The sequence below is a fragment of the Escherichia sp. WS1152 genome (genome assembly GCF_046487665.1).
In the GTDB taxonomy this organism is placed as follows: Bacteria; Pseudomonadota; Gammaproteobacteria; order Enterobacterales; family Enterobacteriaceae; genus Escherichia; species Escherichia coli.
Genome location: NZ_JBJQJA010000039.1, coordinates 1 through 11858 on the forward strand (window position 1 = coordinate 1; position 11858 = coordinate 11858).

General features: G+C 46.2%; 12 protein-coding genes and 4 pseudogenes. 4 read left to right on the forward strand and 12 right to left on the reverse strand.

Features of this window, described 5'->3' with window-relative positions; all coding sequences use genetic code 11:
• The 3 genes from citC to ACJHW7_RS24750 form a co-directional block, all read right to left on the reverse strand.
• Positions 1-585: [citrate (pro-3S)-lyase] ligase (gene citC / locus ACJHW7_RS24740; protein WP_208487437.1), on the reverse strand; the 585-nt coding region annotated here is incomplete at its 3' end.
• A gap of 5 nt (positions 586-590) precedes the next feature.
• The gene (locus tag ACJHW7_RS24745) at positions 591-1940 is read right to left on the reverse strand and encodes an MFS transporter (protein ID WP_001596154.1); all 1350 of its coding nucleotides are present in this window, start codon (positions 1938-1940) and stop codon (positions 591-593) included.
• Between the two features lie 31 nt (positions 1941-1971).
• Positions 1972-2769: an amidohydrolase family protein gene (locus tag ACJHW7_RS24750; protein ID WP_000575589.1), complete on the reverse strand. Its 798-nt coding sequence runs from the start codon at positions 2767-2769 to the stop codon at positions 1972-1974.
• 122 nt (positions 2770-2891) lie between these two features.
• Between ACJHW7_RS24750 and ACJHW7_RS24755 the strand changes: the two genes are divergently transcribed.
• Positions 2892-3617, forward strand: coding sequence for a GntR family transcriptional regulator (locus tag ACJHW7_RS24755; protein ID WP_000554934.1), 726 nt, complete (start codon positions 2892-2894; stop codon positions 3615-3617).
• Positions 3618-4002: 385 nt separating this feature from the next.
• A complete protein-coding gene (locus tag ACJHW7_RS24760; RefSeq protein ID WP_071843992.1) occupies positions 4003-5622 on the forward strand; it encodes an ISL3-like element ISEc38 family transposase in 1620 nt (539 codons plus the stop codon).
• Positions 5623-5676: 54 nt separating this feature from the next.
• Here ACJHW7_RS24760 and ACJHW7_RS24765 read toward each other — a convergent pair.
• A pseudogene (locus ACJHW7_RS24765) lies at positions 5677-5989 on the reverse strand (Mu transposase domain-containing protein); the annotation flags it as partial.
• An 80-nt stretch (positions 5990-6069) separates the two neighbouring features.
• Here ACJHW7_RS24765 and ACJHW7_RS24770 point away from each other — a divergent pair.
• Positions 6070-6181, forward strand: a pseudogene (locus ACJHW7_RS24770) (DUF4222 domain-containing protein); the annotation flags it as partial.
• A 171-nt stretch (positions 6182-6352) separates the two neighbouring features.
• Here ACJHW7_RS24770 and ACJHW7_RS24775 read toward each other — a convergent pair.
• The 8 genes and pseudogenes from ACJHW7_RS24775 to ACJHW7_RS24810 all read right to left on the reverse strand — a co-directional run bounded on the left by ACJHW7_RS24775 (position 6353) and on the right by ACJHW7_RS24810 (position 10595).
• Positions 6353-7054 (reverse strand): hypothetical protein, encoded by a 702-nt coding sequence (locus tag ACJHW7_RS24775; RefSeq protein ID WP_000466879.1) that lies wholly within the window; start codon positions 7052-7054, stop codon positions 6353-6355.
• Between the two features lie 54 nt (positions 7055-7108).
• Positions 7109-7285, reverse strand: a pseudogene (locus tag ACJHW7_RS24780) (hypothetical protein); the annotation flags it as partial.
• Between the two features lie 114 nt (positions 7286-7399).
• Positions 7400-7966, reverse strand: a complete 567-nt coding sequence (locus tag ACJHW7_RS24785; RefSeq protein WP_000287895.1) for an inovirus-type Gp2 protein — start codon at positions 7964-7966, stop codon at positions 7400-7402.
• A gap of 27 nt (positions 7967-7993) precedes the next feature.
• Positions 7994-8236, reverse strand: a complete 243-nt coding sequence (locus ACJHW7_RS24790) for an inovirus-type Gp2 protein (RefSeq protein ID WP_157739649.1) — start codon at positions 8234-8236, stop codon at positions 7994-7996.
• A 201-nt stretch (positions 8237-8437) separates the two neighbouring features.
• Positions 8438-8863 carry a putative zinc ribbon protein gene (locus tag ACJHW7_RS24795; RefSeq protein WP_001013324.1) on the reverse strand — a complete coding sequence of 142 codons (426 nt, stop codon included), beginning with the start codon at positions 8861-8863 and terminating at the stop codon, positions 8438-8440.
• On the reverse strand, positions 8860-9243 hold the full coding sequence (locus ACJHW7_RS24800) for a putative zinc ribbon protein (RefSeq protein WP_040235185.1): 384 nt from the start codon (positions 9241-9243) through the stop codon (positions 8860-8862). The genes ACJHW7_RS24795 and ACJHW7_RS24800 overlap by 4 nt, the downstream gene beginning before the upstream one ends.
• A gap of 371 nt (positions 9244-9614) precedes the next feature.
• Entirely contained in the window at positions 9615-10214 is a 600-nt protein-coding gene (locus tag ACJHW7_RS24805) for an inovirus-type Gp2 protein (protein ID WP_000860849.1), read from the reverse strand.
• A 231-nt stretch (positions 10215-10445) separates the two neighbouring features.
• Positions 10446-10595: an Hha/YmoA family nucleoid-associated regulatory protein gene (locus ACJHW7_RS24810; protein ID WP_072146520.1), complete on the reverse strand. Its 150-nt coding sequence runs from the start codon at positions 10593-10595 to the stop codon at positions 10446-10448.
• 1035 nt (positions 10596-11630) lie between these two features.
• Here ACJHW7_RS24810 and ACJHW7_RS24815 point away from each other — a divergent pair.
• A pseudogene (locus ACJHW7_RS24815) lies at positions 11631-11747 on the forward strand (hypothetical protein); the annotation flags it as partial.
• Positions 11748-11858: the final 111 nt, after the last annotated feature.

An 11858-nucleotide genomic window follows, 5' to 3' on the forward strand; every position in this document is an offset into this window, starting at 1 on the left:
CACCAGATCCAGCCGGTCTTCATAGGGGAAGCGTGAAGAATCTTCTTTGACTAAAAACAGATGCAACCAGTCGCACTGTGCCGCAGCCTGTTGAATCAGATAACGGTGACCATTCGTAAAGGGATTGGCGTTCATCACAATGCAGCCAATCTTGTTCCCTGGATGACGAAATTTTTTCAGCGATTCGGCATAGCGTTTCAGTCGCGTGGCGCTGTTTTCCATCAGCACCATCACGCCGGGGACGCTGGTCAGCGTGGAAAAACCGCACTGGCGGAACAGCGCCTCGTATTCGGTTTTGGTATAAATAAACAGATGCGTGCTGTGCCGCTCATAGGCGAGGTTTATCAGTTCGGTGGCTAATGTCAGCGCCAGTCCTTCACCGCGAACGGATTCACTGATAGCAACGCATTTAATAATATTTCCGGCAATTCCGCCGCACGCGATAAGCTTTTCATCGCGGGTTACGGTAATAAATACTTCGACAGTGGTGTCAACGCTCAAATCATTTTCATGCAGGAATTGGGCGATTTCCGCCATTTTTTTATTTTCTGAACGTTTGACCTGGGTAAATATATGATTAAACATTATGCTTAATGACTCAAGGCATTTTCCCGAATACTTTGTTTTTCGCGATGCATCGCCAACAGAGACGCCAGGATAGATATTGAACTGAATATCATTGCCAAATACCAAATGCCACGATACTCAAAACTGTATCCTGCTCCGGCTATGGAAAATTTTTCTGCCATAAAACCACTGTAGGCCAACGCTGAGGCACCTATTAACTGCCCAACCGTATTCACCATCCCCATTAACGCGCCCCCCGTTTTAACCGGCCAGATTTCTGCGACGACTGCATTAACCAGAGGGAACATATTTATCGCGGCACCAATCACAAAAACCAGAACTGCAAATAAAAATGTGGAAGGCATTTGATGGCTAAGAGCAAACATTGAGACGGTAATAAAGATATGGAAGCAAGCAATAATCAATGTTCTTGGTACGTTATAACTGACAAGCAAAAAGTCAGATAATTTGCCAAAGACAGGCGTTCCCAAAATACGTCCGGCAACATACACTGATGCTATCATACCTCCTGCGACCATCGCCTCAACGCTGGATAATCCCTGTGTCTGTTTGTAGTAAGCTGCCGCATAGATAGGCAACCAGGCCGGTAGCAGACGCAGAGAAACGGTAAAACCTTGCCAGGCGAATGTAATGACCCAGAACCACGGATCGCGCAACGCATTAAGCAGTGTCCTGGCATAGCTATGTTCTTTCGCCTGCTTACGCGTCTCCTGTTCAACAACGGACGGAAGACCTAATTCCGACGGGTCGGAGCGCATACCGACAAAACAGAGGATCATGATCGCCAGTGTGACAAACGCCATAATTAGCGTAGATGCACGCCAGGAGCTCAGGCCAAGCACGGTAGCGCCGCCTACCATAAATAATGAAATCAATGGCATTAATAAAAAGGACCACAGCTCACCTAATCCACCACCTGTGCCAGAGAAGATATTCAGCACCATACCTCGCTCCTTTTTACTAAACCAGCGAGAAAGTACCGCCATACAAGGCACAAATGTTGCCGCCCCAACAAATCCCATTAATACTCGAATGATGATAGCGGCATGGTAGCCACCCGCAAAAGCAAAGAGAGAGAACATAATAGCGGTAATTAAAATACCGATAGAAATAACTCTGCGTCCGCCTAATATATCGGTAAGTGTTCCCCAGGGACTTTGCCCAATCGCGTAGGCATAAAAGAATGCGGAACCAAGGATCCCCAATTCTTCTTTTCCAATGTGCCATTCACCAATAAGATATTGCGATATTCCCGTATAATTCCAGCGCACCAGGTTTCCTGATGAATAGGCAAGAATACAAACCACCAATACAATCCACTTGTACCAGCTTTTTTTATAAAATATGCTCATGATATACCTTTCGACTATATTCTCAATCCAACTAATCGATAAGTGATTCTGCACTAACCGATAAAATTTTATTTCTCATTTCTTTATCAGGTATTTGCTGCGTCAGTAACTCGAACGTTTTTTGATAATTGACGACATTTTCGTATCGAGTATGTGGCCAGTCGCTACCCCACAATAAATGTGCAGGTCCAAAATGCTGCAGCAGGAGAGGAATTAACGGTGCCACGTTATCGTTGAGAGTTTCAGTACTGCCATTGCGATAGGCGCCAGAAAGTTTCAACCAGATTTGCTGCGTTTCTGCATGCTCAAGGAGAAACTGAAATCCGGGATCGTTTTGTTTCTCTTCCTGAGAAGGCAACGCGAAATGGTCAACGACAATCTTTACACCGGATTTAAGTAATACCGTAATTAACGCTGGCAAGTCGCGCGCAGCTCTGTGTAGCTCAACATGCCATCCCAGGGCTTTAATATGTTCTAACAGGTGTTGCCATGCAGGTTGCGTAAGATCGGGAATTTCCACGCCGACTAAATTTAAGCGGATACCAGTGACCCCTAATTTTGCCATTTCATCCAGTTTACAGCGCGTAATGTTTGGATCCACAACGGCTACACCACGAAACCGGGTAGGGTAACGGCGAAGAGCCTCAAGCATATAGTGGTTATCCGTCCCCAGAAAACTGGGTTGCACCAGAATACCAACATCAATGCCAAACCGATCCAAGTGAGTCAGATAACTCTCCGGTGTGGCGTCGTAATCAGGAACATATCGGCAATGTTCCGCTAATGGTAATCCTCGAACAAAAACATGCGCATGCGTATCAAAAATCATTTTCTCTAACTCATTTATGTTTAACTGACCACACCTGAAGGTGATATCTGCTAAAATGACATACCGTCACCCTTGAAGTTGTATAGTTGACTATGCAACTTAGAATGAAGGATTAATTTGACATGCATCGCAATTTGCCAATTTACCTGCAGATCAGAGAAGCATTACGCAATGGAATAGCACAAAATGTATATAAACAAGGCGAACGCTTACCTTCTGAAAACGAACTTGCAGCCCAATTTAATACCACCCGAGCGACAGTGGTCCATGCGATGCAGGGTCTTCTTACGGATGGATTGATTGAACGCATTCGGGGACGTGGAACCTTCGTTAAAAAACCTTCCATTATCACCGTAATGGATACGCAATCTCTTGGATTTTTTGAAAAAGATCTGGTTGGTGTCGACAAACACCTCGAATATCAACTCGTCGAATTCGCACCTGTCTCAACGTCAGAACTCTTACGGACAAAACTGATGTTATCAGGCAAAGAGAGCATCCATCGGCTGTTAAGGTTGCGCTTGATAAATCAGCAGCCAATTGCATTCGAAATTCGTTATATGCCTTCAATTCTTGCCCTGCAAATAGATAAGCAGGAACTGGAAGTCCATGCGTTGCAAAACATTTTTGAGCAGGCACTTCGCATAGAGATACAGACAATTGCCAACCAGGTTCATGTGGCGCTGCCCAGCCGGGATGCGGCCCAGAAGCTGAAAATAAAGCGTTCCCGCCCAATTCTGGTACGACAACATACTTATTTGACTGCTGAGAATAAACCGGTTCTTTGGGGGGAAACTCTCTACCGGGAAGAGTATGAAATACATTACTCATCGCACCGTCAGGCGTGAGCAGCATACTGATTTGATGTACCTGGGCGGTCAACCTGAAAAATCCTTTCCCCCCTGCATTGCCATCCGGGGGGAGTTCTGCACAAACCTGTTGCAATCGCCCCACCAGTTGTGAACATCTTTCCTCAAAAGTGTTGTCGTATCTCGCATGGAAGAAAAGATCCTGACTAAGCAGCAACACACAACGTATTGCGGAACCTGCATGTTTTTCCTGTAACTAGTGTATTACCACATATGGTAATAGCTACCTGTGTGGTTTCGCTGGTGTAACGAACGGTGCAATAGTGATCCACACCCAACGCCTGAAATCAGGTTCTTCCGCAACTTGGGTGGAAGAAAATGGATGAAACTTTCTGGTGAACAAAGATCTAAGCTGTTTTAAGTCATGGGCAACTCAATGCACTCTCTTAAGACACTTCTACAGTTACCTTGCGGATGGCGATGCAGTCGACAAATTATTAGCTCTGACGGTATAACCCTCCATCTCCACGGAAAACGCAAAACAGCACAATGTCCTGAATGCTTTAAGCGTAGCGACTCTGTTCATAGTTGTCGTCGGCGCCGGATACAGCATCTACCCTGCTCAGGACATACGCTATGGCTTGTATTTTCTGTCCGCCACTGGTACTGCCGTAACCCGGCTTGTTCACGTAAAATTTTTGCCGAGTCGCTTGCTCCCTTCGCCGGTTCACACCAACAGTCTTCACAGGCGTTACAAAATTTACAACGTCAACTGGGATTAATCGCCGGAGGTGAGGCCGGGAAACGGGCAGCAACGGCAGTGGGTCTCCGTTGCAGTGCTGATACTCTCCTTCGCAGGGTTATCAATACCCCGGAGACGAAACAGTCAGGCTCGCCTCATGTCGGTATTGATGAGTGGGCGTGGCATCGGGGCCACCGTTACGGTACGTTAATCGTCAATCTTGATACTCACCCTCCCCTCGTCCTGCTTCCCGGCCGTGATCAGCGTACGCTGGCGACCTGGTTCAGAAAATATCCGGAAATACAGATTGTCTCGCGTGATCGCAGTGGAGTCTATGCGACAGCAGCACGTGAAGGTGCACCTCAGGCCAGACAGGTGGCCGATCGATGGCATCTGCTAAAAAATATTGGCGATGCGCCTGAACGAATGATGTACAGACATATACCTCTGATACGTCTTGTTGCCAGTGAGTTGTCACCAAAGAAATCACCTGATCCAGAACCATCTGTGCCTGCAGCATCGCTCCGTCGTCCGGAACGCCTAAAACAACAAACCCGCAAAAAACGGCATCAGCGTTGGACAGAGGTTATGGCCCTGCATAACAAGGGATGTAGTTTCAGGGAAATATCCCGTATTACAGGCCTGTCGCGTGTGACAGTCAGTCGCTGGGTGCGTTCAGGAACATTCCCTGAAATGTCAACCCGACCGCCAAAGCGAGGGCTTCTGGACCCATGGAGGGAGTGGTTAAAAGAGCAACGAGAAAGTGGTAATTATAACGCCAGCCGGATATGGCGGGAAATGGTGGCCCGGGGATTTACAGGCAGTGAAACCATCGTCAGGGATGCGGTTGCCAAATGGCGTAAAGGCTGGAACCCACCGGTTACTACTGCCGTCAGACTTCCTTCAGTGTCCCGGGTAAGCCGCTGGTTGATGCCCTGGAGAATAACCAGGGATGAAGAAAATTATGCTTCCCGATTTATTAGTCTGATGTGTGAAAAAGAACCTGAGCTGAAAATAGCGCAGCAACTGGCACTCGAGTTCTACCGTATTCTGAAAACCCAAAATAAATCACAGCTAAGCAGTTGGTTCACTCGAGTCCACGAAAGCGGTTCAGCAGAATTTCGGCGCGTGGCGGCGGGGATGGAAGCTGATGCTGCAGCTATATGTGAGGCAATCAGTAGTCACTGGAGTAATGGTGTTGTCGAAGGTCATGTAAATCGCCTGAAGATGCTGAAACGCCAGATGTATGGTCGAGCAGGATTTGAACTACTCAGGCAGAGGGTAATGAGTCCACTGGCATGAAAATCTCCACCCAGGTTGCGGAAGAGCCACTTTCATCCGTCGTTGACACATGCATCACAACAGCTCCTCATAGGCACTCAGTGGTCGATGTTCCACCTGACTGATCTGCTGCCAGAGCGGGGCGTGAGGTTCCGGTACTATCTGCTAGCCAGACGACACTGAGCAGAGGCGATGTGAGGCCACCAGTTTCTCATTACTGTAGATCCGCAACTCATCGTTCAGCGATATTCGTATCGAGACTGGCTGACCACACAGCATTTCGGGAACGCTGTACTGATTACCTCCAACTTCGTTATAGCGGGTCCCAGGACACATGGCGGATGTCGAAGTAACTGGTATCGAAGTCTGTATCCGGTAACGGCTGCAGAAGCACACATCAGGAAACGCAGTCTCCTGATTCAGTGCTACCACATGAAAATTTAGTTAATTGTTACCGTACTAAAATTTATGTCAGAAGATGTTCTATTATCGAAAGTCAATCAGCGATACAAAGACGATCATGGTGCGCTTGTCACAGTGACCAGTGTTGAGGAAACCCATGCGGGATGGCTATCCTCATTACCGTCTTATATCACTGGCGCTGACAATATCCTTCCATGAACATATACTTCTGATAAATGACTCCGGTTTAGTGGCAACCAAGTGCAGACACTGAAAGACTGCTCTGTTGACCGCTCAGGTAACAAGCTGAGTTCCGGAAAGCGGTAAGTGCATAGTGTTATTCCGTGCTTTAACATTCTTTCCATACCGGAACCAAGATTGCAGGTACTGTATATAAATCAATATCGTCGTGCGCCAGAAAACCAATGAAAGAGCGTTTTTCTATTTTCTCAACAATCCTCTGACCGACAATCATGGGAACATATTTATACTCAGGAAGAACCGTCTCTGGCGTGCCAATAATCACACTTCCACTGACTTCACTCAGGTGTTCAGGTAATCGCCGCGATAACGTACTCATAAAGGAAACATCCACAATCACACCATTTTCCGTCGTCAACCACGCATGAAAGTTAAACCCCGAGTGATGTCTAAAATCTTCAGGCTGAATCCCTTTTTCAGACCAGCGCTGAAAATCCGCAACTGACGGATTGTAAATAAATCGTTCCTGTTTCCAGAGTTGTCCAACGGTAACCCATACCCGACATTCAAGGATATTCTCAAAATATGGCTGAAAATAATGACTCCACTTTAAGCATTGTCCTGCTGAAGCGGAAAAGTCTGTCACACCAGACTGCAGACAGACATGACTGAAGACATCCTGATAATCATATTCTTTGTTTTTTGTGACCCCATTCCATTCTTCATTAAATCCTAGCCTTTTTGTAAAAGAGAAGGCTTTATGTAAATTATCTGAGTAATCAGATTCAGGATGAAATACTAATAAATCTTTTTTACAGAAACTAAAGTATCGTAACAGATGGCCAAACATTAAATGTCTCCCCAATACATAACCCTATATGTCAGATACTCTGAACCTGAAGAATTATAAAGAATGTTGACTAGTCGTAAAATCCTGCTTTATGCAAATATACGTAAAGTCTCTCTTTACTGCCATTAGCCATTTCAGTAGTACGCTCAGAATATGGCGCCGATACGCTTGCGGATCGATGCCATTCAGACAGCAGGTCCGTTCACTACCGTAATCGCTACCGAAGAACACATTGATTGCCCCTCAATAATCCTGCTGTTAACATCAAAATTGTTGGTCGGGCTCGATTTATTTAATTGTGTAAACAGGGCCTCTCAGCGAAAGGCCCTTATGCATCACCTGACGTTAAAAGTCACTACACCCAAGATGACGTTCAATGGCACCATGCGATTCAATGTAAGCCTGGGCCGTCTGTTCCAGTACACCAGGCTCAGCGTTGTATGTGTTAGCTGCATCAAATACCAACGACAGCACTTCAGGATACACAACCAGATGTGTAATGGAGTTATCTTCACCCAATACTTTTCCCCACGCCTGCTCAATCAGATTTCTGAGAACCACCACCTCACGACTCTTACACCAGACATCGTTATTAAGTAGCAGCACCATAAGATAAGGAGTGGTATCGTTAGCCACAGCCTCCCTACTCCAGAGATAATATAAAGGGGTGGGCTCAACAGATTTATCTTTACGTCGCTTACACTGCAAATATTCAGAAATGAGTCTATGCAGTTCACCAGTAAAATCAGCCATCAGAGAGGGAATGGCCTTATTAATACCCTGTCCTGGTATTAATTTAAATTGTAATAATTTAATTTCAGGATGTGTGGCTGCAGCCCGATACAGAGTTGCAAGGACACACTTTTGCCAGAGGGCGTTACAGGAAAGCTTAACGTTTGATTCTGTATACATAATAAATCACCTTACAGTTACAACAGGTCAAAAACCGCTGTAGCCAGAGTTACGCTGACCTGATGCTTTAGCATCGGGCTTCGTCAGATAATCCAGACGTGCCAATAAGCGCTGATACTGCTCAGGGAAATCAGGATCATGAATATCCTGGATGTCACATCCATTAGCAGGGAAATAAACAATGCAGCCCCCTGGATTAACTATGCAGAAATCGTCCTGAGGCACTGATAAATACGGAGAGGACTCTCGCGTATGGTTGGTTGACACCACAGTGCGGATTCGGCGAATCCGCGATCACGGTGCGATTTCGCACCACAGTACACAATCAATACCCCGGGTTTTATTCAGGTAAGCAGGACTGCGGATATCCGGTGTCACGCCTTTGTGTCACGAACGGGGCAGGTGCGAAACACCGGATAAAATGCAGGTTGCGATATCTCTGAACGCCCTGCGCAGAGCGGAGATTTCGGATTAAGTACTCGCACCTCCGCAGTCCTGAAACAAGTCTGGCTGGTAGCTGTAAACAGACTTCGTACATACCGCTCTGCAATAAATCCCCGTACCACAGGCCTCACAGAATTTCTTCCCATGAAAAAACTGCTCACACATCACACAATGCCACTCCAGCACGACCGGTAATGGCGATAAAAACATCTCCATATCCTCAATGTAAGGGTGGGACTTTTCCGGATTCAGCACCACGCAGGCTGCCTTCTGTTGCTCGCTCAGGACATGTAAATCGTGCTCAAACCACGCCCCCTGAGCATCTGTCTGCAAAATCAACCGGCCATGACAGGAAAGGCAGAAACACTGCCGGATATTTCTGCTGAGCGCAGAATCAGCACTGATAATGTGTTCACCCGGCGTGATCCCCAGCCCCGTTTTTATACCGTTCATTCTGCCACCCCCTCCTCACTGAAGTGCCCGGTATGGCTGTGCGTGCAGTACCGCTCCCCATAATAATCGTGATGACATTGTCTGCAGTGCCGGCTGGCTTTACGCACCACGGGTAAGGCATCCGGTACGAATTGCTGCAAACGCTTAATCAGTTGTATCTCCCTGCGTTCCGGTCTGACATAAGGGCACTGCTGACCGTGCTCCGTCAGCCCGTTGTCAGTGTGTTCAAACCAGGGACGCTCAGTGTCGTATTGCGGGTGGTATCTGAGCGCACTGCCGCAAAGGTGGCAAGTGTAGCGATCGTAAGGTGCAGTCTGTGCGGTACGGGCACCCGTCAGACGCCCGTTGCCATCAAATGCAATAAAGGATTTTGCGTACATCGTCATATTCCTCAGCAGCCAGACGACACGCAGGCAACAGCTGTCCCGGTACGGGCAGTGTGGTCAGGGTGTGAATGGCGGTTCAGTTAAAATCTGGACTGGAGTTTGGGTAAAGCAGGCTGGTTGCTGTTACAGCACTGTGGTTGTCACACAATGGCCCACCGGCGTAAAAAACTGTCAGCAGGCAGGGATGGACATCGGAGGATGCGCTGTATCGGTTGCCGGAAGGAATGGTAAAGAATGTGCCATGGTTAAATCTCCGTATGGTTCATACGGAATAGCCATGTCGTAAAAAATGCGCAGAGTCCCTGAAGTGGCCTCCGGAACCGACCGTAACAATTAGCGCCAGCCCGTAGTTGTCGTTCAGGGTCTTACACCAGAGAATAAGTCTCCGGCAGGGTGCTGCCCAGTCGCGGTCGACCCCGGTTACTTTTTTCAGGAAGCCCGCTGCATTTCAGGATGATGCCACATTCTTTCTGTTCTCGTTTGGCCAGGTAGCTGAGGGCATAGCGTAAGGCATTCACCGCTTTGTGATCTGAATAGTGAATGACGTGGTTAATGTTTACCGGATAATTTTTATTAAACCGGCACCAGTGGTAGTAACCATCACCCCCGGTAACCCGCCTCCAGATATCTCCCATCAATCTGGATACCAGATACGAACTCCTGTGGCTCTGACCGTTCAGATAGCCCACAAAATGAATGTGAAGCCCTTTACGTTCCGTATATTCCATTACCCAGGCATACCCGACCAGTTTCTCTCCCACTTCGTTAATCAGTCGCAGTATCTCCGCGCACATGGCGTACCTGCAGGCACATCTGTAGCTGAGGGTGTTTTTTCGGTAAGCAAAATCCATTCTGAACGGTAACAGTTTCGAATATACCCCGAATAATGAATCCAGATGCTGGTTAAAGTGTGTCAGGAGCTGGGGATCCATTTCGTAACCGGGATTGGTGTTGTAAGTCTTCATGTTTCTTCCTCGTGTTCTGTAACACAGGAAGAAGCGCTGGCGTAATTTTTGAAGAAAACGTTATCACACGAAGACGTGCAGGTTCACAACTCCCCGGGCGCCACAGAGAAAGTGGGACCACACCCGGGTATCAGAACCATACAGAGAACGGCATACGTGACAGTCAATCACAGCGCAGATAATATCTGAAGTGATGTCATTGTGACGACTGTACTTCATCAGAAACATTTATCAGGTAACATATTTCCAGACTGAAGCGGGAACACGATCGTAAAGTTTGTTCATGGTCAGTTCTGCCAGCCGGTGATCGACCGCAGAGTTGAAGGCTTCCATCTCCTCTGGAGTAAGCTTATAACGCGCGTGGGAAATCACTTTTTCCAGTGAACAACAGTGGAACTACTCTGGTTTAAAATTCCATTACCCTCTCGTTATCTTGTACTGTGATTAACGTAATATCGTCATAATGGCCTGACGTTATCCCGAAAGCCTTTCCACTTCCCAGTTTCTCCGGTAAAAGATGTTTTTAATACTGAAGGCATAACGCCATAACCAGATATTACAATTAACGTAGCTTTCCGCAACGTACTACATGAGTAACAGAGGTACAGGGTTAAACAACACTCCGGAAGACTTTTTAATGACATGAGGCATACTCTTTTACGTATTACTACCAAAACTCATCAGGTGAGCTGCAGGAACAGATCATTAACAGTAATTCCTTAATCACCGTTATCCACAGTATCAACACTGGCGAAGTCATACTCTTAGCTATAAAGGTGATGACGGGTTCAGAATAGTTATTACACCATACAACAAAATACAGAAAACAACAGGAAAAATAACAGAAAAAAAATAGCAGACATTACTTAACAAAGCACGTTACAGTCAGTGTGTGAACATTACAGATTTATATTCAGGTGTTGCGGGACTACATTACTGAAGAGAGAGTTAAGAACAGAGTTACAAGTACTACTACAGAGAATATCACTGCACAGATACCTCTATGAGACAGACTTCTACAGGACTTGGTTACAAGGTGTATTTACAAGGTAGAATTACAGGGTTCATTTACACGGTAGAATTACATAAACATACTTCTATAAATAATACTAATTAACCTTTATTATTTTTTAATGGTACATGAACTGTATGTAGCTGTAACGATAAACAAATCACCCAAAACGAAAAATACTGGTTATCATGGTTCAGAGAACTCATACGAGTGGCAGCTTCCCCCTGAGCAATGCTTCATTTTCGGTGGTTCTGTGTGATAGATTTATGCTGACTACAGTGGCAGTAATACTGCTTTCCACCACACGAGGATAAAACCAGTCAAAAAATCAATTATATGAATTAACAGTATTTTTTATGAAATGTTATGCATATCAACCAGTATGATTAACAGAAAACTTCATCATGACAACACGTATAACTTTCAATATGACCAGTGATGAGACACTGCGAATTGTGGATGAGTACTGTCATACCCACAAACTTTCGCGCTCTAAGGTAATCAACACATTACTCAACGCCTAGACTGGCCCCCTGAATCTCCAGACAACCAATATCACTTATTTAAGTGATAGTCTTAATACTAGTTTTTAGACTAGTCATTGGAGAGCAGATGATTGATGTCTTAGGACC